The 21,979-nt window shown below is 39.2% G+C and carries 17 protein-coding genes, 17 tRNA genes, 1 rRNA gene and 1 pseudogene; 2 read left to right on the top strand and 34 right to left on the bottom strand.

All coding sequences use genetic code 11. The features are described 5' to 3' along the window. Nucleotides 1-360: 360 nt before the first annotated feature. The 4 genes from nfsA to queG all read right to left on the bottom strand — a co-directional run bounded on the left by nfsA (nucleotide 361) and on the right by queG (nucleotide 3,872). The gene (nfsA, locus tag C0966_RS01520; protein ID WP_274853396.1) at nucleotides 361-1,110 is read right to left on the bottom strand and encodes an oxygen-insensitive NADPH nitroreductase; all 750 of its coding nucleotides are present in this window, start codon (nucleotides 1,108-1,110) and stop codon (nucleotides 361-363) included. A gap of 67 nt (nucleotides 1,111-1,177) precedes the next feature. Further along, nucleotides 1,178-1,660 (bottom strand): tRNA (uridine(34)/cytosine(34)/5-carboxymethylaminomethyluridine(34)-2'-O)-methyltransferase TrmL, encoded by a 483-nt coding sequence (gene trmL / locus C0966_RS01515; protein ID WP_274853394.1) that lies wholly within the window; start codon nucleotides 1,658-1,660, stop codon nucleotides 1,178-1,180. Between the two features lie 102 nt (nucleotides 1,661-1,762). Next, entirely contained in the window at nucleotides 1,763-2,647 is an 885-nt protein-coding gene (locus C0966_RS01510; protein WP_274853393.1) for an amidase domain-containing protein, read from the bottom strand. A 94-nt stretch (nucleotides 2,648-2,741) separates the two neighbouring features. After that, nucleotides 2,742-3,872, bottom strand: coding sequence for a tRNA epoxyqueuosine(34) reductase QueG (queG, locus tag C0966_RS01505; RefSeq protein ID WP_274853392.1), 1,131 nt, complete (start codon nucleotides 3,870-3,872; stop codon nucleotides 2,742-2,744). Nucleotides 3,873-3,976: 104 nt separating this feature from the next. Here queG and C0966_RS01500 point away from each other — a divergent pair, with 104 nt between their 5' ends. Further along, a complete protein-coding gene (locus C0966_RS01500; protein ID WP_274853391.1) occupies nucleotides 3,977-4,645 on the top strand; it encodes a B3/B4 domain-containing protein in 669 nt (222 codons plus the stop codon). Between the two features lie 81 nt (nucleotides 4,646-4,726). On the opposite strand, the gene C0966_RS01495 is transcribed toward C0966_RS01500, so the two are convergent. From C0966_RS01495 to C0966_RS01475, 5 genes are all read right to left on the bottom strand, one after another. Then, a tRNA-Gly gene (locus tag C0966_RS01495) sits at nucleotides 4,727-4,800 on the bottom strand. Between the two features lie 281 nt (nucleotides 4,801-5,081). Beyond that, nucleotides 5,082-5,972, bottom strand: coding sequence for a phosphate ABC transporter permease PstA (pstA, locus tag C0966_RS01490; protein WP_274853390.1), 891 nt, complete (start codon nucleotides 5,970-5,972; stop codon nucleotides 5,082-5,084). Then, nucleotides 5,972-6,904, bottom strand: a complete 933-nt coding sequence (gene pstC, locus C0966_RS01485) for a phosphate ABC transporter permease subunit PstC (RefSeq protein ID WP_274853389.1) — start codon at nucleotides 6,902-6,904, stop codon at nucleotides 5,972-5,974. Before pstC ends, pstA begins: the two co-directional genes overlap by 1 nt. A 94-nt stretch (nucleotides 6,905-6,998) precedes the next feature. Beyond that, a complete protein-coding gene (locus C0966_RS01480) occupies nucleotides 6,999-7,865 on the bottom strand; it encodes a phosphate ABC transporter substrate-binding protein (protein ID WP_274853387.1) in 867 nt (288 codons plus the stop codon). A gap of 26 nt (nucleotides 7,866-7,891) precedes the next feature. Next, a complete protein-coding gene (locus C0966_RS01475) occupies nucleotides 7,892-9,670 on the bottom strand; it encodes a stalk domain-containing protein (RefSeq protein ID WP_274853386.1) in 1,779 nt (592 codons plus the stop codon). Between the two features lie 802 nt (nucleotides 9,671-10,472). Between C0966_RS01475 and C0966_RS01470 the strand changes: the two genes are divergently transcribed. Then, a complete protein-coding gene (locus C0966_RS01470) occupies nucleotides 10,473-11,186 on the top strand; it encodes a hypothetical protein (RefSeq protein WP_274853385.1) in 714 nt (237 codons plus the stop codon). 188 nt (nucleotides 11,187-11,374) lie between these two features. Here C0966_RS01470 and C0966_RS01465 read toward each other — a convergent pair whose 3' ends face one another. The 25 genes and pseudogenes from C0966_RS01465 to rrf form a co-directional block, all read right to left on the bottom strand. Next, entirely contained in the window at nucleotides 11,375-12,610 is a 1,236-nt protein-coding gene (locus tag C0966_RS01465) for an IS256 family transposase (protein ID WP_087960461.1), read from the bottom strand. 324 nt (nucleotides 12,611-12,934) lie between these two features. Next, a complete protein-coding gene (locus C0966_RS01460) occupies nucleotides 12,935-13,597 on the bottom strand; it encodes a hypothetical protein (protein ID WP_274853384.1) in 663 nt (220 codons plus the stop codon). 307 nt (nucleotides 13,598-13,904) lie between these two features. Beyond that, on the bottom strand, nucleotides 13,905-14,663 hold the full coding sequence (gene istB, locus C0966_RS01455; protein WP_274853383.1) for an IS21-like element helper ATPase IstB: 759 nt from the start codon (nucleotides 14,661-14,663) through the stop codon (nucleotides 13,905-13,907). After that, nucleotides 14,663-15,877 (bottom strand): annotated as a pseudogene (gene istA / locus C0966_RS01450) (IS21 family transposase); the annotation flags it as partial. The pseudogene istA (C0966_RS01450) and the gene istB (C0966_RS01455), both read right to left, overlap by 1 nt. Nucleotides 15,878-15,933: 56 nt before the next feature. Continuing rightward, nucleotides 15,934-16,656, bottom strand: coding sequence for an IS21-like element helper ATPase IstB (gene istB, locus C0966_RS01445; RefSeq protein ID WP_274853337.1), 723 nt, complete (start codon nucleotides 16,654-16,656; stop codon nucleotides 15,934-15,936). Continuing rightward, nucleotides 16,653-18,161: an IS21 family transposase gene (gene istA, locus C0966_RS01440; RefSeq protein ID WP_274853338.1), complete on the bottom strand. Its 1,509-nt coding sequence runs from the start codon at nucleotides 18,159-18,161 to the stop codon at nucleotides 16,653-16,655. The genes istB (C0966_RS01445) and istA (C0966_RS01440) overlap by 4 nt, the downstream gene beginning before the upstream one ends. A 96-nt stretch (nucleotides 18,162-18,257) precedes the next feature. Further along, a complete protein-coding gene (locus C0966_RS01435; RefSeq protein WP_274853382.1) occupies nucleotides 18,258-18,380 on the bottom strand; it encodes a hypothetical protein in 123 nt (40 codons plus the stop codon). 130 nt (nucleotides 18,381-18,510) lie between these two features. Beyond that, nucleotides 18,511-19,731, bottom strand: coding sequence for an ISL3 family transposase (locus tag C0966_RS01430; RefSeq protein ID WP_274853381.1), 1,221 nt, complete (start codon nucleotides 19,729-19,731; stop codon nucleotides 18,511-18,513). 191 nt (nucleotides 19,732-19,922) lie between these two features. Continuing rightward, a tRNA-Leu gene (locus C0966_RS01425) sits at nucleotides 19,923-20,005 on the bottom strand. Between the two features lie 23 nt (nucleotides 20,006-20,028). Beyond that, nucleotides 20,029-20,114, bottom strand: a tRNA-Leu gene (locus C0966_RS01420). 43 nt (nucleotides 20,115-20,157) lie between these two features. Then, nucleotides 20,158-20,231: transfer RNA gene (locus C0966_RS01415), tRNA-Cys, on the bottom strand. A gap of 7 nt (nucleotides 20,232-20,238) precedes the next feature. Beyond that, a tRNA-Gly gene (locus C0966_RS01410) sits at nucleotides 20,239-20,313 on the bottom strand. Between the two features lie 4 nt (nucleotides 20,314-20,317). After that, a tRNA-Gln gene (locus tag C0966_RS01405) sits at nucleotides 20,318-20,392 on the bottom strand. Between the two features lie 25 nt (nucleotides 20,393-20,417). Further along, nucleotides 20,418-20,493 (bottom strand) — tRNA-His (locus tag C0966_RS01400). 8 nt (nucleotides 20,494-20,501) lie between these two features. Next, nucleotides 20,502-20,575 (bottom strand) — tRNA-Trp (locus C0966_RS01395). 7 nt (nucleotides 20,576-20,582) lie between these two features. Continuing rightward, nucleotides 20,583-20,667: transfer RNA gene (locus tag C0966_RS01390), tRNA-Tyr, on the bottom strand. Nucleotides 20,668-20,720: 53 nt separating this feature from the next. Beyond that, a tRNA-Thr gene (locus tag C0966_RS01385) sits at nucleotides 20,721-20,793 on the bottom strand. A gap of 5 nt (nucleotides 20,794-20,798) precedes the next feature. Then, a tRNA-Phe gene (locus C0966_RS01380) sits at nucleotides 20,799-20,874 on the bottom strand. 40 nt (nucleotides 20,875-20,914) lie between these two features. Beyond that, nucleotides 20,915-20,990: transfer RNA gene (locus C0966_RS01375), tRNA-Asp, on the bottom strand. Nucleotides 20,991-20,993: 3 nt separating this feature from the next. After that, nucleotides 20,994-21,067: transfer RNA gene (locus C0966_RS01370), tRNA-Met, on the bottom strand. Between the two features lie 190 nt (nucleotides 21,068-21,257). Then, nucleotides 21,258-21,333 (bottom strand) — tRNA-Val (locus C0966_RS01365). Between the two features lie 8 nt (nucleotides 21,334-21,341). After that, nucleotides 21,342-21,416, bottom strand: a tRNA-Glu gene (locus tag C0966_RS01360). An 18-nt stretch (nucleotides 21,417-21,434) separates the two neighbouring features. Then, a tRNA-Ser gene (locus tag C0966_RS01355) sits at nucleotides 21,435-21,526 on the bottom strand. Nucleotides 21,527-21,529: 3 nt separating this feature from the next. After that, nucleotides 21,530-21,604, bottom strand: a tRNA-Asn gene (locus tag C0966_RS01350). Between the two features lie 165 nt (nucleotides 21,605-21,769). Continuing rightward, nucleotides 21,770-21,885, bottom strand: a 5S ribosomal RNA gene (gene rrf, locus C0966_RS01345). Nucleotides 21,886-21,979 lie beyond the last annotated feature (94 nt).

Raw genomic sequence — 21,979 nt, 5'->3', positions numbered from 1 at the left:
CTGTCATTTTGGGCTATAATAATTCTATGTAGCATTTAAAGAATATGAACTTTTCTAATGAAAAAAAGGAGGCTTACATAGATGGGTACTGTTTTAATTTTAGGTGTAGTTGTGGCTTTCCTTGCTGCGATCTTTACAGCCGGATACAATGATAAACCGGGGATTAATAAATAAAAGAATCTGAAAAAGTCTCGAAATGCCCTAACAAAAAAAGCTGCTGGTTAAACATTAATCAGCAGCTTTTTCTTCTATTAAAGAAAGTTAATTATGTTAAAGCATAAAAGAGTATTTTTGGATTAATTACGTAGTCTAACTTCATCGCTTGCCCGCGGCTAGCCAAGTTACTTGCGCTTCTCTTATTCAACGAAGGTTCATTTTAATACTTTGAACAAAATCTTTCATATACATTCTAGATTGTCTTTCAAGCATATTTGCAATTTGGCCGGTCCAAGTATCTTTCCGTTTGCCCATTGTTCTTTCCTGATAATAACTTGAAACTTCTTGATCATAACTTGCTAATTGCTTTATATAAGTTTCTTCATCCTGACAATATTCATTTTCATGGTATACATGTTCAAGCGGAAGCCGCGGCTTTTTTGTGGTTTCTTTGTTCGGATACCCGACAGCAAGGCCAAAAAGCGGAATCACTCGGTCCGGTGTTTTTAAAATGTTACAAACTTCATCGAGGTTATTTCGGATCCCACCGATGTAACAAACCCCTAATCCCATTGATTCGGCAGCCAAAGCTGCGTTTTGAGCCGCTAGCGCAGTATCGATTAAAGCTACCATAAATTTCTCCGTACTCTCGATCGAAGAGATGACATCTTTCCCAGTCATCTTTCCAACAACTTCATGACGGTAAAGGTCCGCGCAAAATACGAAAAAATGTCCATTTAATTCAACATACGATTGGTTCCCGGCCAATTCCGCCAATTTCTTTTTCTTTTCTTTATCAGTCACGCCTATAATGGAATATGCCTGAAGATAACTCGATGTTGACGCAGACTGGGCACTTGATACAATGATTTTGATTTGTTCTTCAGTCAATGGCTTATCTTTAAAGCTTCTTACAGATCTATGATTCAAAATCGTTTCGATGATTTCATTCATTTCTTTTGCATGCCCCCCTGCTAGTTTTTTTATAAATGAAATTAAGAGACCCGGTTTTCACTCGGGTCTACTTTAATCCTGGATAGTTTTGCTGGCGCAATGCTTCATAAATCAAGATTGCCGCTGTGTTTGATAAATTCAATGACCTGACATTATCATTCATCGGAATACGAAGGCTTCGGTCCTTATTCTGATCAATAAGATCCTTCGGCAACCCGGTTGTTTCCCTGCCGAAAACAAAGTAGTAATCTCTATCCATTCTGCTATAATCGAAAGACGTATGAGGCTGGAGACCAAATTTTGTTAAATAAAAAAATTCTCCACCCTTATTCTTTTCGAAAAATTCCTCTAATGAATCATAATAAACCACTTTTACAAATTCCCAATAATCAAGTCCCGCACGCTTCAACATCTTGTCATCAGTAGAAAAGCCGAGCGGGCGGATTAAATGCAATGTTGTATCGGTTGCTGCGCAAGTCCGGGCGATATTTCCCGTATTGGCCGGTATCTCAGGTTGGTATAAAACTACGTGCAGTGCCACATTTTTCACCTCATATTTTAACTCTAAAAGCTATTATACCACTCTTCATTTCCCATACAAGAACGTAAATCTCAGCCGAGATTCCATGCAATTTTTAAGGTTTTAAATGCTTTACCGATCGTCTACAATCGAATAAAATTTGTATTTAATTTTTGGAGTATATGCTGTGGAATCTTCATACGCCCAGTAACGCATTCGGCAGTTATAAGTATGAGCGTTAACGAGCGGCATCCCGTTGACATCTTTTCCTGTCACAATCGTATTGTGATCAAAACGTCCATCACCCTGAAAATCATAACAGATGACATCCCCCAATAACAGTAGATCCGGGCTCTTTACTTCCTTTGCTCTGAGTCCCGTTTTGGCCCGGGACAAATACAGGCGAAGGGAGTTAGCGACAGTCCAGCTGTAACTCCAATTATTATTTCTCATCCACCAGCCGTTTGACCTGTTTGGAAATCCTGTCATTGGAGCTCCGCCGGAATAAAGACACTGGGAAATGAAATTGGTGCAATCAACCTCAAATTTTTTGTATGCAGGATTATAATCATTCCACCATCTTTCTGCATATTGAACAGCTTTCAACCGGTCATACTGATAGGACAATCGTTCAGAATTATCTACCTGATCAAATTGGAGGAACTTTTCTTCTGGTTCAAAAGTCTTTTTTGTCTCGAAAGGATTGATTTCATGGTCTTCCACTAAAACCCCTTTATAAAAATCGGCAATTCTTTGTTCTATTTCTTCTTCGAGAAAAAACGTATCTTTTTGTTTAGTCAAATATTGAAAATGTACTTCATATATGACTTTCATTATGTCATTTGCTTCTTTACTTGAAATGATTTTTCCCCTTGCTTTCGCTTTTACGATTTCCGCACCTCTTTTTAATAGTGTTTCTTTTTTCTTTTCAATCTTTGCACATTTATTTTTGCCATTCTTATGAGAAACACATTGTTGAACCCGCATATCTAATAAATTTTGCAACTGTTCCCGCACTTTATTCACTCCTCTCATCATCATTTTTATGAAGAAGAGTGCAATAAAAGTAAGTATTTAAAAAAAGAAAACAGGAATGACGTCAATTCCTGTTTCAACTACATAATTCTAATCCCTTTTCAATCTCGTTTATAACTTGATGATCTGCTTCGGTTTCCTTAGCCTTCAAAAGTGCTTTTTTTGCATTTTCTCCACCAATTTTTCCTAGTGCCCAGGCTGCCGTTCCGCGGATTACCGGACGCGGGTCTTCGTTTAATACCTTTACGAGATCACTTATGGCCGTTTCATCTTTAAAATGCGCCAGTGCAATGATCGCGTTTCGTTGGATCGGTTTTTTGCCCCGCCAAGAACCTGAAACATGGCCATATTTCTCTTTAAATTCCCGGTTGCTTATGTGAAGCAAAGGCTTTAACAATGGTTTGGCAATCTCAGGATCCGGTTCCATTTCAGGATGAAGGTGAAAATCCTTTCCTTTATTCTCCGGACATACAGTTTGGCATGTATCACAGCCATATAGGCGGTTCCCCAATTTTTCACGAAACTCTTCCGGCAAAAAATCTTTTGTTTGAGTCAAAAATGCTATACAGCGCTTTGCATTTAACTGTCCGCCCTGAACAAGCGCTCCTGTCGGACACGCTTCCACACATTTATTGCATGAACCGCAGCGGTCTTCCATCGGTGTATCAGGTTCAAAAGGAATGTTGGTAATCATTTCTCCAAGATACACATAAGAACCAAATTCAGGTGTGATTATTGAACAGTTTTTTCCGCTCCAGCCAATTCCGGCTCTTTGTGCAACCGCCCTGTCTACTAATTCTCCCGTATCAACCATTGATTTAAGTTGTGCTCCCGGTACCTTTTCTGCAATGAATTCTTCAAGTTTTTTTAAACGGTCTTTTAAAATAAAATGGTAATCGGTCCCCCACGAAGCTCTGCAAAAAATTCCTCTTCGTTCTCCTTTTTTGGCGACCACCCGTTCCTTCATTTTTGAAGGATATGCTAATGCAATCGAAATGATTGATTGCGGGGAATCCATTAAAAGAGAGGGAGTAACCCGTTTTTCAATATCCGGCTCTTCAAATCCGGATTGATAGTTCAGTTCTTGCTGGATCCTCAGGCGATTTTTCATTTCTGTAAATGGACTGGCACTTGTGAAGCCGATCTTATCGATTCCTATTGACTTCGCGTATTCGATGATTTCTTTTTTTAATAAACGGACATCCATGCTTATCCCTCCTTTCTTCAAATTAATCTATAATGAAAGTCAACATTATTCATACAATGTATTATATGATAAACTATTATTAAGGAAATTTGGAGGTGGAACGTTTGGAAATTCATATATCGCCGGAACTCTGTGCTTTAGTTCCAAATTTAAAAGTCGGTGTTATTTATTACAAAGGGATCGAAGTAGGGCCTTCCCCGCAAATGGTAAAAGGCAGACTTCAACTTTTTCAAGAGTCAATATATTTCGAAATGGAATCGAAAAACGTAACTGATTTGGACGGAATTCAAGAATGGAGGCAAATTTTCAAAAAAACAGGCAAAGACCCAAATCGATACAGGCATTCGGCTGAATCTCTATACCGAAGAATAAAGAAACAAAATTATTTACAATCTGTACATAGTGCTATTGATATTAATAACTTCTTTTCTCTTCAATATCAAGTTCCGATTGGAATTTATGATGCAGATAAATTGTCTGGTGATATTATAATACGGCTTGGACAAGAAAATGAGGAATATACCGGCCTGAATGGAAGGAAGAATTCATTGCACAATCTGATTATTTCTGCAGACAATATAGGGCCGTTTGGCAGCCCATTTGTAGACTCCGAACGGACCGCAGTTGATGTTCATACAAAAAATGCTATTCAAATTATTTATTTACAGCCTTCTATTGATGATTCCAGCAAACATAAATTAACTGAGTCTCTAATGAAAATGTTCGTCCAGATTCATGGCGGTGATTCACATTATAAAATTATTGGATGCTAATCAGCATCCTTTATTAGAATAAAATAAAAAACGCAACGCCTCGTTCTTGTTGAAACGAAACACTGCGTTGATACCTATGTATGGAGCGGGTGATGGGAATCGAACCCACGACATCAGCTTGGAAGGCTGAGGTTTTACCACTAAACTACACCCGCATAACAAAATATGATAGATTTTGTCGATGAATTCTCAAAAAAAACAAGCAAAACCTTAGAATATAACGTTTTTCATTGAATCGACTTTTATATCTTACACACTTTTTTTATAATCGTCAAGGGCCTTTCAAAAATTTTGTCGAATTTTTTTTGTCCTCAAGAAAGTAATGTCTGGGCTGACTCATAAGAGTCTGAATGGAGGGGACTGACCCTTTGTTTATGAGTCAACCCAATGGATTTTTACATGTATTTTCAAAAACTACTTTACTGCTAAATAAATTTTAACGTTTTAATCGAAAATCCCTCAACCAAACCGGAATTCTCAGTAAGGTGCTCATTAATAAAATAATACATACTAACACTGCTACTGACTTTTCAGCAATTTCCTTTGCATCGGGGACCAGTGCTTCGGATTGTACGTACCATAAATAGACTGGAAGATTTCCTCCAGGTGACAACAAATTGAAATCCCACATTTCTCCAGAAGTTCCGGTTCCGCCGGCAAGCAAAATAACTGCCGATTCTCCAAACGCCCTGCAAGCTGCCAGACTTACACCTGTTACAATCGCGGATAAGGCAGCTGGAATAACGGCTTTGATAATAGTTTGAGATTTCGTTGCTCCAAGAGCATAGGATGCTTCTCTCACATCTATCGGTACTGAACGTAACGCTTCCTCTGTCACACGCGTTAATACCGGCAAATTTAGCAGCGACAATGCAACGGATGCTCCAAGAATTGTCAATCCAATTTGGAACACATCAACAAATAACACATATCCGAATAATCCGAACACAATAGACGGTACAGATGCCAAGCTTTCCACACATGCCCTTATGACTTCCGTCAATCGGTTATCGGGCGCATATTCAGCTAAATATATTCCAGATCCTATACCAATTGGCAAAGAAATAATCAGAGAAATGATAAGGATATAAAAAGAGTTAAATAAAAACGGGCCTATACCGCCGCCCTCCATCACTTCATCAGGTATACCGATTAGAAAATCAAATGTTAACGAAGGCAATCCCTTGGATAAAATTCGAAAAAGGAGCCAAAAAATCATAGCAACAATTAAGAGGCTGACAATCCATAATCCGACAGTAAAAAGCTTATCTACTAGAAAATTTAGAGTCAACTTTCTTTTCTTTTGATTTAAGGTTATTTCTTTCATTATTTTACTCCTTTTGAACGAATGCTCCGAATAATGAGAATAATAAAAGTGGAAATGAGTAACAAAAGGAAAGCCATCATATATAAGGCGTTGTTCCATGTTGATCCAAATGGTACATCGATGATTTGCATGACAATGTTACTTGTTAGCACTGCCGTTGGAGTGACCAAATTCTCCGGAAGCTGTGGTGTATTTCCAATGACCATCACAACTGCCATCGTCTCACCTATAGCACGGGCCATTCCCAAAATCGAAGCGGTTAAAATTCCGGTTTTTGCAGCAGGAAGAATGATCCGAAATACGGTTTGAAAACGAGTTGCCCCTAGAGCATAACTGCCTTCCTTTAGATTTTCAGGTACCGTTGAAATGGCTTCATCACTTATCCTTGTGATCGTCGGGAGTACCATGAGGGTCAGTACAAGTGATGCAGCAAGCAATCCATCTCCCATCAAGGACCCTGTAACGTCTCTTAAGAAAGGAACCAAGATGGTCAATCCAAGATAGCCATATATGATGGAGGGGATCCCAACTAACAAATCTAACATCGACCTTACTATTTTTTTCATCCAGCTTGGTGCTATTTCAGAAATGAAAATAGCGAAAGCTAACGATATTGGAACAGAAAACAGCATCGTCAATCCAGTTAATGAAAGGGTTCCTATAATAAAAATTGCGGCACCATACTTTTCTTCATATGGTTCCCAAGTTTTTGAAAAGAAGAATTCTGTTACTGGTACATCTTTAAATACGAGTAATCCTGTTTTTCCAACAAAAACTGTAATGGCCAAGAGTACTATTCCGAGTAATAAAGCACTTGTAAAACAAATTATTTTAAATACATGATTTTTCATATAATTACGTTTTGATTTTTTCTTAAATAATTCCCCTGCTTTATATGAGGGCAGGTGAAATTCTTGTTCTATTTTTGCCATAATTCCTCCATATAGTATGAAAAGGAGGGTAACTAATAAGTGTTTTCCCAGCCATTAGTCACCCTCAATTTCTTTTTTCCCTGTAAAGGGTTGTTTATTTTACTTTGTTAATAGGAATAAATTTTAACTTTGTTAGAGATCCATTTTGGAATTTATTGCTTTGGATGTATTTAATGAACTCAGCGTTTGCTCCTTTAGGAGTACCTTTTGTCAATAAGTATCCATAGCCCCAAACCGGATATTTGCCATTGATCACATTAGCAGTAGTTGCAGCTACACCGTTATAATTAACCGCCTTAACATTTCCTTTTACATATGCTAAGTCAATGTAGCCAATCGCATTTGGATTTGACTCTACAGCAGACAACATTTCACCGCTTTTACCTACTTCTTTGTAATTTTCTCCTTTTGTCATAAAGCTTGCATTCTTTAAAGCTTTCATCTGATAGTTAACGCGTGTACCGGAACCGTGCTTTCTGTTCACTACAACAATTTTTGCATCTTTTCCGCCAACTTGTTTCCAGTTAGTGATTTTTCCGGAGAAAATGCCTTGTAATTGAGCTGTTGTTAAATTTTTTACCGGATTTGATTTATGAACAATAGTTGCGAATGGAATTACTGCTATTTTATGAGCTTTTAATTCTTTAAAAGCATTGAAACCTGCAACCGGTTTTGTAGCATCCCAGTCACACGCACCGATTGTAGCAGAGCCTTTCATAACCGACTGTGGTCCGGCAATAGAAGACGAACCTGAGACTGTCACCGATACCTTAGGATGGATTTTCTTAAATTCTTTTGCTGCTTGCTGTGTTAATGGAAGCAAAGCAGTAGATCCTGCAATTACTACTTTTCCTGAAACTTTAGATGCAGCCTCTGCAGATTGAGTAAAGCTGGAAAATGAAAACCCAAGAATTGTTGCAAAAGTTAAAATTGTTAAAGTAAGTCGTTTAATCAATTTCATTGTGCATCTCTCCTTTTCCTTTTTAGTTATTTAGTTACTGCTTCAAAAAATCCATTTTTGATGATGAATACTTTTTCTCCTTCTTGAGAAAGAGCTGTTACGGCAATCGATTTTCCGTCCTTGGAAACTGAAATTGAATGAAGTTCGATTTTTGTTTGGGCAAGTTTTGTCAGTTTCTTACTATCCGGATCCATTTCATACACAACATAATTGCCGTCTGTTTCAGCAACTAAAAGGACGATTTTCCCTTGCGCAGTCACTGTACTGGCGATAATCTCTTTGTCTGAAAGCAATGAAGTTGTTTTTCGTGCTGTATCAATCATTGTTAGTTCAGAAGTTTTATTTCCTTCCACATCATAGGAAACATATACTACATTGCCATTTTTTAAATAAGCCGGAAATACTTTATTATCGACTGTAGCTGTCAACTGTTCAGGCTTAATTTCTTTCTTTTGCAAATCAAGTTCATATAATTGAACTTCTGTATCTTTTACATCAATGTCTTTCACATCAGAATTATCTTCCGTATATTCCGTTTTTCCTTCTTTTCCAACTGCGTAAAGAAGCTTATTCCCATCAAAAGAAAGGTGCAAATCAGATTTATATGCAAGTCCATCTTTATAAACCTCGGTAATTGTACCGTCTTTGACATTCAGAGATGAAATTTTATCGCTTTTATCTCCCTGAATAAAATACACCTTTTCTCCATCTGGCGCCCAAACAAATTCAAATTTCGTAGAGTCATCCTGATCATTAATGGTCTTCACTTTATGAGTGACTAGATCAACAATATAGACAACTCCAGTTTCATCAGAATAGATAGCTTGTTTTCCATCAGGAGACACAGAAAGTTCAGTGCCATTTATTTTGGCAATTGCTTTTTTACTATTAACGTCTACTAAATATGAAATTGCTCCTGATTCCGTTTCATTCGTAACTAAAAGTGTTGACTTGTCAATCCATACCGGATTAAATGTTTCCCCGCTTATTAGTCCTGTTGTTGAAACAAAGAGGCTGTTTTGTACAGGGATCACGTCTCCGCCAAGTGCCGCCACTAAATCATAAATGTCGGCATAAGCTTGATTCTTAGCAATAATAGGAAGAGAACGCAGTTTTACAGTTTTTCCATTCAAAATTGCCGTATTTTGAGAAAGCTTCAATTGAAGAGTTTTTCCTTTTTTTGTAATTAAGACTCGCTGATCCTTTGTAATACTTGTAGAAGCTGAAAACAGTTTTGAAATGTGTTGAACAGAATATAATGATTTTCCATTCACTTTTAATACTGGCACTTTTTGTTGTTTTCCTTCTACATTTAAAGCAGCCGTTTCAAATTTAAAAGAACCATTTGTTGAAATAAGAAGGTTCTTATCAGCAATCGAATCTCCGCCCAACAATTGGATGATAGGTTTGGCATCCACGTATAACGTTCTTCCAACCAGTTTCGTAGAAGCTCCAAGCTTTACTGTTTTTCCATTGCTGGCAGCTGTATTTGTATCTGCTTTAAGACTGATTTTTACTTTTTTCTTGCCGATCATTTTTTCAATGACAGCTGTCTTATTCTTTTGATTAGTCGTAAGCTTGGCGGCCATCATTTTCGCTAAATCTGCCGATGAATAAAGCTTCTTTTTATTCCAATTAATATAGTTGACATCTTTAAATTGGCCATTCACAAGCACTTTTTCTTTTTGAACGGCTAATGATTGCTGAACAGATGCCGCATCGACATGATTCTTTGAAATAGGCGCATAGGCACTGCCTGCTAAAACAGCTAAAGCGATCACTAGTCCTGTGGGAGTTTTCTTCAAATCCTCTCCTCCTTTATTGATGTTTACTGAACTAATAGATTGGACCTACTTTTCTTGAAAACCGCCTTCACTCACCTCTTTTTCTACCAACTATAGTCTTAGTACAAACGTAATTATAGTATTCTACTGTTAAGACATTATTGATATATTTTTAACTTTATAAATTTTTCATTAATTGTTTGTTAAATGTTTCCTCTCACACCTTTTCTATCCATCAAATCAATTGCATGATTTTATGAGCGCAATTATTGAGAATCTACTTTAAGAAAGGAATATCCCAACTTGCACATAGTAAAATTACGAAGATAAAGAATAAAGGTAAATTCGGTTGAATAGAGAAGATAATTGAGTTAGTTTTTAAATTCTAAATGAATTGGAGAATTTTGAGTTGAAAATGGCTGGAAAGAGTTAAACAAGATTTACACAATCAATACAATTATGGCTGGCAGTTGTTGAGGAAAAATAATGAATTCATATTTTTATTCAATAAAATAAATATTCAATTAGGAAAATGGAGTATTTTGAAAAATCAAGTCTTTATTGAATTGATAATTCTACTAAAATAGTAATATACAGTATTTGTTATTGGAGTGTAATTATGCTGGTAGAAAATTAATATTCATTTGAATTGTTTTCACAGTTGAACATTGAAACTAAAGATAAATTATACAAAATATTAAAGAGTCATAAAGTATATGGATTAAATCCACCTCGTTATAGTACGATAGGATATAAAAGATTTTTAGTTAACAGCCATACTTATTTCTCGTAATCGCTTGACTTGTTTGATGGAGGTAATGTTGTGCTCAAAAATTTGTTATATGCATTGTTTTATTTCGCTATATTATTTATCTTATATCATGTAACGGCTAGGTTCATATTAGCAAAATATGCAGTTAGTCAAGTAAGGCGTGGCAAAAAAATTCACTTTTTATTAGTTTCCCTATTATCTTTTATTTTTGGATCACATCGTTCAATCAATATCATAAAAAAACTCCCAAAAAACATAGAATGTCCAATATCGAAAGATGAAATTGAATATATCCTTAGAGAGGTTTATAAGAAATACCCCCTTTCTATTATAGGTATTGAAAGGATCTTGATAATAGAAAGACCTTCCTATTTGAACGAAGGTGTTAGAGGTTCGTATAGACCTACCGGTTTCCTTAAAGGTGAAATATGCTTGTTTGGTTTTTCATATGAGAATGGTATATATTATCATGGTTTTGGTGATGGTACTCTTCAGGCCGATGAACAAATAACAAAGTATGCTGTTATTAATACATTGCTTCATGAATTAGGCCATCATTTACGTTATGTGACTTTAGGTGATTTGCATGGTCAGGAAGTAGAAAAATATTGTGATGATTTTGCAATGGCTCTAGCACTTGAGTTTAATTTCACACCAGGCATTCTGGAAGAAGAGAGATTAGTAGAAGAATACACTTTGAATCAGTTGGACAATGAATTGTCAGATGCTAAGAAAAAATTGGGTCAAGTCCTAATTATTGTGTAAATTCCCCTTTGATAGACAACATGGACCTGATGACTTGACGTATGGTAGGCAAGTCCGGCAAGTCTCCCTGCCAGTCGCCTTCCCGGACAAACGATCATGTTGTCAAGGAACAGGCGTGTCAAGGAGCTTTCGCGGCATATCCTCGCTTCGCTCCGGTATTCCACGTTCTCCTTGACACAGCGAAGGGGTTACCCTACTCTTTTCATCTCCGAAACTTCCTGATTCACCGATCGAGCTTCTTGCTCTTTCGTTTTCCGCCACTGCCAATATTCGGACATATCTAAGTATTTACGTCCCGACATCCATTTTTCATCGATTTCGATCAACACGGCACCAACGAGGCGATACACCGATTCCCGGTTCGGAAAGATGCGGATGACCCGTTCTCTGCGACGAATTTCTTCGTTCAGCCGTTCCACTCCGTTGGTCGTACGCAGACGCCGCCGATAACGGTCCGGATAGTCCAATACAGCCGTGGCGTCTTCGAATCCCTCTTCAAGGATTTGCATGGCTTTTGGGGCTTTTTCTTCCCATTTGGCCAGCACTTGTTCCAATAACAGCCGGGCCGTTTGCTTGTTTGGGGCATGAAGAATCCCGCGAATCTCCTCCAGCAAGGCATCCTGCATATACTTTGGTGCGGCATCGAGGATATTGCGAATAAAATGTGTCTGGCATCGCTGCCATGTAGCACCTTGGAAATGCTTTTCAATCGCTTGCACCAGCCCGCCGTGCTGATCCGAGATGATCAAGTCCACTCCCCGGAGTCCTCGATCTTTCAGCCATCCGAAGAACTCGCTCCAGCTGGACTCCGATTCACTGTTTCCGATTTGCAGGCCAAGAATTTCCCGGTATCCTTCCTCATTCACTCCTGTGGCGATCAAAACGGCTCTGGAACGTACCCGTCCATCTTCCCGGACTTTCGTATAAATAGCATCTACTAGCACAAACGGATACACATGTTCATGCAGGGAACGGTAATTCCAGTCTTGGATAATCGGATCCAGCCCCTTGCACAGCGAGGAAACCGTGGATTTGGAAAACGAGGTGCCGCACAACTCCTCTGTGATTTGGGTGATTTTTCGGGTAGACACCCCGTTTACCACCATTTCCATGAGTGCCAGTACCAGTGCTTGTTCGCTCCGTTGATACCGTTGGAACAGTTCCGTAGAGAACTCTCCCTCTCTTGTGCGTGGAACGCGCAAGGTCAACCGTCCCACCCGGGTTGTCAGCTGGCGTGGATACGAACCGTTGCGATATCCTTTTCGTTCTTCCGTTCGTTCATAACGGCGAGCCCCCAGCTGTTCTTCTACTTGTGCCTCGAGGATTTGATTGAGGACTTGTTCCAGTAGCTTAGCTAATCCTTCATCTCTGGTGAATAACCCGTGCAGAAGTTCATCATTTAGGGTAATATGATATTGAGCCATGGTTGCATTCCTCCTTATGTTTGGTGTTTGTTTGTCCACTGTTTATTCTACCAAAGGGGAAGCAACATGGCTCTTTTTCTATTTCCCTTTTTACACAATTATATGGACTTAACTAAAAATTGGAGGATGCCATTAAGAAACATGAAGATACCAAAAAAGAATATATTCGACTAAAACGCCTCCTTCAAGAAAAGAAAGAAAAGGGAAAATAAACAACAAAACCAGCAGACTGAATTCCTGCTGGTTTTAACATTAAAGTAATTGCTGTGTAGCAAAATGATAATGCTAAACGGTACTTTTTAATTGTCATATAAAAAGAAGTGATTACTCGTTGCCTTCCTCAAAATATTCCATGAACGATTCCATTTCGCTTACCTTGTCCCCATCTAATTGGTGTGACACGCCAAACGTTTCGCCTTTCCCATTCTTATTTATTGCAACATTAATATCATTCAATAATTCTTTCATATATTCAAACGTCCGTTTCATTCGTTCGTTTACAGGTTTCCATTCTTTTGCATATTCTGTTTTTTCCTTTGCATTTCCGTTAGGATCAATGTGTGCTGTTCGAACGAATTGTTCATGACTGATTATACTCGAAAGTTGCCGCAAATTTTCGAAATCTTTTTCAAGGTCAACGCCTTCAACCCGAATATAACTCCCCACCTCATTTGAAACGGATTGTGCTTTCAAATAGTAATCGTATCCTTCATCAAATCCCGCTTGGGACACTTTCGGGTGGGGTTTTGAAAATTCTTCGACCTTTTTTGCAATCCATTTCTTCACATCTGGTTCAATATCGGGATTTTCTATACCTTTCGTAGTCGACAAGTCTTTCGATTCTTTCGGGTCAACTTCCTCCGACTTTTTCGTTTCGGTATTGACTTCTTCCTTCAGCTCGGATGTTTTTAAAGATTCTGATATTTCACACCCTGCCAACAATCCACCAATTAACATTCCTGACATTCCAACTTTTAATAAATTCAACTTCTTTCTCTCCCTCTCTCCTTTTTGAAAAATCAAAATATACTATATCATACTAATATTGGAATGTTAAGGCAGTTATATTACTCCAAACAAGTGAAAATACAAAATGCCGGAAAAATCGTTTACTTGTTATTTCACAATAGAATTTCTTAAGGAAAAAATTTGGGCAGTTTACAATTTTAGGGACTACCTTAAAATATTATTACGTAATAAACTAATTCACGCATGATTACTTGTAAAAAAGGTTCTCCGTCTATAAATGTCAACACAAATATGTACACTTTTGCTTGTTTAAGGATGTACAAAATCACTCGTTTTCTTTCGCCAAATGATCCTTTAAACGATAAGAATCTCCAATGATAGAGACAACGGTTGCGTGATGTAAAATGCGGTCTAAAATCGCATTGGCCAGCTTGGGTTCTTGAAAGATTTCATCCCATGCTTTAAAATTCACATTCGTTGTAAGAATCGTACTACGCTTCTCATAACGCATATCGATGAGTTGGAAGAAAAGCTTTGCGTCCTCGGCATCAATCGGTAAATAACCGATCTCATCAATAATTAATAGTTTATATTTTGTATAGTGTTTTAATCTGCTCTCTAACCGATTTTCTAAACGTGCTTTCTTCAGATTTTGAATTAAATCATGGCACTTAATGAAATAAGTGCTTGTACGTTTCTTCGCTGCCTCAATCCCAATGGAAGTGGCTAAATGTGTTTTTCCTACGCCACTTGGCCCTAGAAAAACTATGTTTTCATTTGCCTCGATAAATCGAAGCGTTAAAAAATCTAAAATTTGTTTTTGATTTATTGACGGTTGAAAACTAAAATCAAAATCTTTTATTTCTTTCAAATGCGGAAAAGCCGCAACCTTCACCATCGATTGAATCATATTTTGTTCACGTACATCAATTTCGTAATTCGTCAGTTTCACTAGCGTATCTACCAGTGACAATTGATGGTTAACGCTGAAGTCTAAGACTTCATTTAAATGCAAGGACATTTGCTTGAGCTTCAAATAATCCAAGTTTTGTATGAGTTGTTGATAGTTTGTTGGAGGATTCATTATTTATACACTTCCCCAATCGTTGCTAAATTCCGTTTTGCTAGATCATCAATATCCGGATAATTGGGCATGGAAACGCCCAAGGCTTCTTGATAATGTGCTTCCTGATAATTTAATTTCTTGTTACTTATAGGGTGTTGCGCAATCAGTTCCGTGTTATAATAAATCCATAAATGATTATCATACACTTGTAAGCCTACTTTCTTTCCTTGGTATTGTGCTGGTACCGAGTATTGGTTTGATTTGTAGGAAATCATGTTGGATGCATTGACTTTTACAAGCGTATGTTTGATCCGATAGGAATCTCTTACTTTCTCGGCTGGTAACTGGAGTAGGTGATTCCTTTCTTTTTTGAATTCTATCGCAGGAATTTTTCCAGTTCCTTGGTGGACCTCATGGTTCACCCGATGAGATAAGTCTTGCACAAATTGATGTAATTCTTCCAAGGTCAACTGACCTTGATAAGCATGAATTTCATCTAATATTTTCATTGTGGTTTCGACTTTTCCTTTTGTCCGTGGACGTCCAGCAATGCATGGCTTCACCTCAAAACCAAAATCTTTAGCGAATTGCGCAAACTTGGCATTTACTCTTCCTGGAGAATGTTCTGTTCTTGCCTCATCCATAACGGTTTTCATATTATCCGTGATTATTTCAGCCGGCACCCCTCCAAGAGCTTCGAATGTTTCTGTTAAGAAGGAAAACAGGACACTTTGTGATTTAGAAATACTCATTAGGAAGGTTCTGAAACGTGAATGAGATAGAATCAGTATTGCAACATTGATTTCAACGTTCTGACCATCCTTTGTTTCAAAAGGAATACTCTCTTTCCAATCCAATTGTGCTTGTTTTCCTATAGGCGTTTCAAAACGTACTGTGCCTTTAGGAGAAGGAATCCGTTTATCCTCTTCAAAGTAAGCATTAAATTCGGGCGTTTTTGCAATATACGCTCGAAACGTCGATGCTGCACAATCCAGTCCATGATTATCCTTTAAATACTGCCATAGCACACGTCGATAATAAAACTTCTGCTTAGCATCTTCCGAAAGTAGTGCCGCAATGATTTCATAGTATTCATCAATTTTGGAATGCTTCTTTCGTGTACGTTTAGGAATAAATCCATTTAAATATTTATCAATGGTTCTACGATCTACACCTAGATCTCTAGCTAATTGACTTTTATTAATTTTCATCTTCAAATGCTCCTGTGTTTTGCAATTTAAAAATCCAGCGTTTTGCAAGATTTTTTTCCAGCACCTTGCTCTTCATTTTATAGGTTCATATAGGAATTTTTTATTCGATAACTTGGTCCGGTAAATGTAAGTAAATAACTGTGATGTACGAGTCTGTCAATTATTGCAGTTGTCATTCTCTCATCATGAAAAATACTGTTCCATTTGCTAAATTCAAGATTTGTTGTAATGATAATACTTCTCCTCTCATAACACGAGGCAACCACCTGGAAAAGAAGCTGCGCTCCTTCCCGGCTAACTGGAATATAGCCCCATTCATCACAAATTAAGAGATCCGCCTTTTCTAGCTGACTGATTGTTTTATGCAAGGTACCTGCCTGTTTTGATTCGATTAATTCATTCACCAATGCTGCAGTTCGATAAAACTTTACGACTTTTCCTTGATTACACGCTTCCACTCCAAGAGCCGTCGCCAGATGAGTTTTGCCCGTTCCAACACCTCCATACATTATTAGATTTTCTTTTCTATCAATGAATGCTGCCGTTTTTAATTCGTCTATCGAAAGCTTTGCAGGCAGTTCTATTCCTCCGAATTCATATCCTTCAAATGTCTTAAAGGTATCAAAGTTGGCCTGTTTTAATAACCGGTTTTTTCTAGTGATTTTTCGATGCTTTACCTCCAATGCAAGGAGCTCTGCCAGAAACTCTTCATGAGTTTCTGCTTGTATGCTCGAATAATGTTCTGCTATTCGGTTTCCGAGTTTCAGTTCTTTACAGTATGCTTCTATTTGGCTTCTCATTTGACACCACCGCCTAAAAGTTGATCATAACTGGTCCAATTTGCTTCAAAAACCTCTTCTTGTTTTAAATGTTCCGAAATCTGAATTTCTGGTAAATCCTCTAATTTCCCAGTTATTCGATACCAGGTGGTCAAAATGCTGTCTGTATCTGTTTGCCCCAGTTTTATACTCTCGACCAATGCCTGTGTTGCAGTTTCAATATCTCCTTCTTCCTTAATGATTTGGGACAGGAGACGTAAGGCTTCTTTCTTTTTGCTTGTATATGATAAATAATCTTGCCATGGATCCGGCAATTCACGAAAAAACGGCATCTGTTCAAAAGATTTAGGTCTTCTGGCCATCAAATCCAAATAAGGAATCCATTTCATAGATTCTAAGTTCTCTCCGTACAACCTTCGATGCTCGACCACCATATGGTATTCATCATCCAATACGACAATTGTTTCGTATGTAATTTTTAACCACACTTTTTGGGATGCGAGGGAAGGTGAGGTAGAATACCGGTTTTTTTCAAAGCGAACCTTGCCATATTTATCTGCTCTTGCTTTTATCAACCTGTGAACATCAAATGATGTTTTAGGTAATTCCCAAATGGATTTCTTGTCTTCCTCAAACAATGTTGCGATTTGCTTTTCTTTTCGGTAATGTGGTCGTTTCATATCCTCCTCACAGCGAATAAGTAAGGATTGATTAAAGGCGTTCATATCTTTAATGATTGGGATGGGAACCAGGAAATTACGTCGATGATAGCCCACTTTATTTTCGACATGCCCCTTTTCGTGGCCGCTGTTAGGATTACAGAAAATAGGCTGAAAGTTATAATGGAGGGCAAATTTCTCGAACTGCGGTACTAGCTTGCGTTCCCCATTTTTGTAAATACTAATGACAGCTGCCGATAAATTATCAAACCAAATCTTTTTTGGAACGCCCCCAATATATTCAAATATCTGTTTTAACCCCTGAAGAAGACATTCTTGATTTTGGGCTGGCATCGCTTGCATAAAGCCAGCATTACTGTAAGGAAATGATAAATTTAAATAGTAACCTTCTTTTTCAACTCCTGCTGACTCGTCTTGATAAGTATAGCTCCCAAAGTCTACTTGCGCTGTTCCAGGAGAATGTTCAAGTGGCAAGTATCCTTCATTAGCGTCATAAAGCTCTTTCTTTTTTGTGGATACATAATATTGAACGGTCCGGTATGAAACATTAAAGTCATCCCCAAACATGGCTTTTAGGCGATGAAAAACACGGGCTCCAGTATGGCGTTGTTTCTTTGGAGCTTTCATGTCCTCTTGAAGCCACTGATCGATAAGAGGTTTATAAGGATCTAATTTTGATCCTTTAATTTTTTTCCGTTCCGAAGGAAGGGAATTATCATCCTCTTTATAGGCATATTTCTTAACAGTTTTAAAATCATGATTAGTCTCTCTGGCTATGGCTCGTAAAGAGAGCCCTTTATATTGATGCAAATACTTGATATGATGTTGTTGAATCATTGAAAGCATCCTTTCTTCCTCCTCTAACTGACATTTCACGCCAATTAGAAGGTTAGTAGAGAAGAGGGGTGCTGGCAATGATTTTTTTTTCTTACTGTAGGATTTTTATTTTGCAATTTGCGCCATTTCTATTTTGCAATAAACATGCTCCATTAGTTGTTTTAATTTTGGTAAGTCTTCAAGACTCTTAATCTCAAAATCAGTTTCCACATTTATCGATATGTACATACTAACCACCTCATGATTAGTATGAAATCTAAAGTCAATTTTGTACATTATTATTCCAGCATTTGTGTACATATTTAAATTATCATTTCTATCCGTCAAATGTTGGGGTGATGACTTTATGTCCTCACCCCTATCCAATGTGAACCCCAGTTCCTTTATACTGATGTGATAATAAAATTTTAGCCCTGAAGCGTTTGAAGCTTCTGAAGCCAAAGGCATTCCGTTTTAGTACTTTGGTTAAATTATTGATCCCTTCCAAAAATCCGTTGGAACAGTCATAAACAAAACTGTTAAGGATTTCTGTCTGCCAGTTTTGAAAGGTCTTTATGGCTTTCTCCATCTCAGGGATTTCCGAAGCTTCAACCAATCGGTAAAACGCTTTTAACTCCTCTTTCACCACGGCAATTTGATCCCTGCCAATCTCTTTGGCACGTGTAAACCATTCTCGATAGGCCTCTTTGAGTTCGTATGCCTTCCTGAGCTCCTCGGACATATCCAGATAACGCTCTAAATACCAGCGTTCCTCTTCCGTAAGGCGGTCACTGGCCTTGTGGAAGACATGTTTCATTCGCTTGCACTTTTTACGGTCATAGTCGTGAAAATCCTGTTGGACTCGCCTTCTCACCGCATCAAGCGCCCAGTAGATATATCGGCAGAAGTGAAATCGATCTGCGATAATAACCGGACGCCCCAGCGCTGCCTGGACGGCTGCTTTAAACGATTGGTTCATATCCATAATGACCACTTGGACCTGGCTTCCGTGCTTTTGAAGGTATTGCTTAATGGTTTTTTTATACCGATTGGGGAGGATATCCAATGGCTTTTTTGTCACCCCGTCGGCTATGATTAATTGGTATTTGCCTTCCTTCGTATCGCCTTTGTATTCGTCAATGGCAATGATTTTCGGCAATTCCTCAACCGCACGGATTTCACTGCTCGCCAAGCGGTCAAACCGGCGGACTACCGTCGACGCAGAAGTGCCATAGTTCTCAGCGGTTTCCTTGAAGGTCTTTCCTTTGATGGCCCGGATGGATACGGCCTGGTTCCACTCAATGGAAGTGCGTTGGTAGCGCTCGACTATGGAGTTTTTCTCAGAGAAACGTTTCCCGCAGCTGCATACATATCTCCGGCGTCTATAAAAAATCTGGGTCTTTCGCTCAAACCATTTCAAATGCTGGATTTTCTGGATCCGGTAATCATGAACACGGCTTGTCCTTCTGTTACAACGGGGGCAACGATGCATCTTTCGTTCCATCTCCACATGAAACTGTACAACTTCCCCAACTTGTTCCACTTTGGTCAGGACAACCTCTTTTAAACCAGGAATATTCATGATAAGATTCATATACACGCAACTCCATTCTTTAAACTTGTTTCTGGACAATTCAAGTATAAAGGAATTGGATGTTTGCGTGTATTTTTTATGCAAACGAAAGTGTGTTTAAACCCCAACAAATATTATAGAGCCAAAAAATCTTTTAGAAAAACGAAAAAACACTCCTAACAAAACAGTTAGAAGTGTTGATTTTGCAATGTTTTCGATACCGGTGGTCGGGGTCGAACCGACACGGGATAAACCCACACGATTTTGAGTCGTGCGCGTCTGCCAATTCCGCCACACCGGCATATTAATTATTTATAACGGCAGTGCCGAGGACCGGAATCGAACCGGTACGGTAGTCACCTACCGCAGGATTTTAAGTCCTGTGCGTCTGCCAGTTCCGCCACCCCGGCGTATTCCATATATGCCTGTCCATTTAATATAAAAAATAAAAAATGGAGGCGGCAACCGGATTCGAACCGGTGATAAAGGTTTTGCAGACCTCTGCCTTACCACTTGGCTATGCCGCCATATTAATGGAGCGGAAGACGGGACTCGAACCCGCGACCCCCACCTTGGCAAGGTGGTGTTCTACCACTGAACTACTTCCGCATAATGGCTGGGCTAGCTGGATTCGAACCAACGCATGACGGAGTCAAAGTCCGTTGCCTTACCGCTTGGCTATAGCCCAGTAATCACAAATTGTACTTATCATATGGGGCGACTAGTGGGAATCGAACCCACGAATGTCGGAGCCACAATCCGATGCGTTAACCACTTCGCCATAGCCGCCATAAGATTGGCAGGGGTAGTAGGAATCGAACCCACACCGGAGGTTTTGGAGACCTCTGTTCTACCGTTAAACTATACCCCTATTTGAATGGTGGAGGGGGACGGATTCGAACCGCCGAACCCTGAGGGAGCGGATTTACAGTCCGCCGCGTTTAGCCACTTCGCTACCCCTCCAAGAGATTATGATTATAACATGAAAATATTATTGGATCAATATATTTTAGTGATGCCGGCGAGAGGAATCGAACCCCCAACCTACTGATTACAAGTCAGTTGCTCTACCAATTGAGCTACACCGGCTACTATGGTGGCTCGGGACGGAATCGAACCGCCGACACAAGGATTTTCAGTCCTTTGCTCTACCGACTGAGCTACCGAGCCAAGCAAATAAAAATAACCCAGTATTATGTATTAGATGGTATGGCGGTCCCGACGGGAATCGAACCCGCGATCTCCTGCGTGACAGGCAGGCATGTTAACCGCTACACTACGGGACCAAATTGCGGGGGCAGGATTTGAACCTGCGACCTTCGGGTTATGAGCCCGACGAGCTACCGGACTGCTCCACCCCGCGGTAATATTATTTAATCTTGTTAGTCCATGCGCTTTTTTTAGCTTAGGACTGTCCCGACCTCAAAAAGCTAAACCGAGAAGCCGTTCGGTCGGTACAACTCGCTGTTTATTCGGTGAAGTAACGCTAGTTGCTCCACCCCGCGGTAATATTATTTAATCTTGTTAGTCCATGCGCTTTCTTTGCTTTCGGATGGTGGAGGATGACGGGATCGAACCGCCGACCCCCTGCTTGTAAGGCAGGTGCTCTCCCAGCTGAGCTAATCCTCCAAAATAAGTGGTGACCCGTACGGGATTCGAACCCGTGTTACCGCCGTGAAAGGGCGGTGTCTTAACCACTTGACCAACGGGCCATAGATGGTAGTTATTAATGGCGGAGAGCAAGGGATTCGAACCCTTGAGACAGCGGTAACCGTCTACACGATTTCCAATCGTGCTCCTTCGACCACTCGGACAGCTCTCCTAATGGCTCCGCAGGTAGGATTCGAACCTACGACCGTTCGGTTAACAGCCGAATGCTCTACCACTGAGCTACTGCGGAATAATTAGTATTACTTCTTAAAGTATATCTAGCTTAGCCGAATGTCCACATCTCAGCAAGCTTACTCAAGTTGCAGCTCGATGGGTACAACTCGCAGCTCTTTCGTTGAAGCTTTGCTCGTTGCTCTACCACTGAGCTACTGCGGAATAGTAAATTACATATTCAGCCTGGCAGCGTCCTACTCTCGCAGGGGCAATGCCCCAACTACCATCGGCGCTGAGAAGCTTAACTTCCGTGTTCGGTATGGGAACGGGTGTGACCTTCTCGCCATCGCCACCAGACTAAGTGATCAAAGACATATATTATTATAATACCTTTTTTTATTTTTTCAAGAGGAATTTTCATTCTCTCAAAACTAGATAACGCATGAAGAAG

The organism is Bacillus methanolicus (genome assembly GCF_028888695.1).
In the GTDB taxonomy this organism is placed as follows: domain Bacteria; phylum Bacillota; class Bacilli; order Bacillales; family Cytobacillaceae; genus Bacillus_Z; species Bacillus_Z methanolicus_B.
Note: the sequence above shows the minus strand (reverse complement) of the source record. Positions and strands in the feature narration are given on the sequence as shown.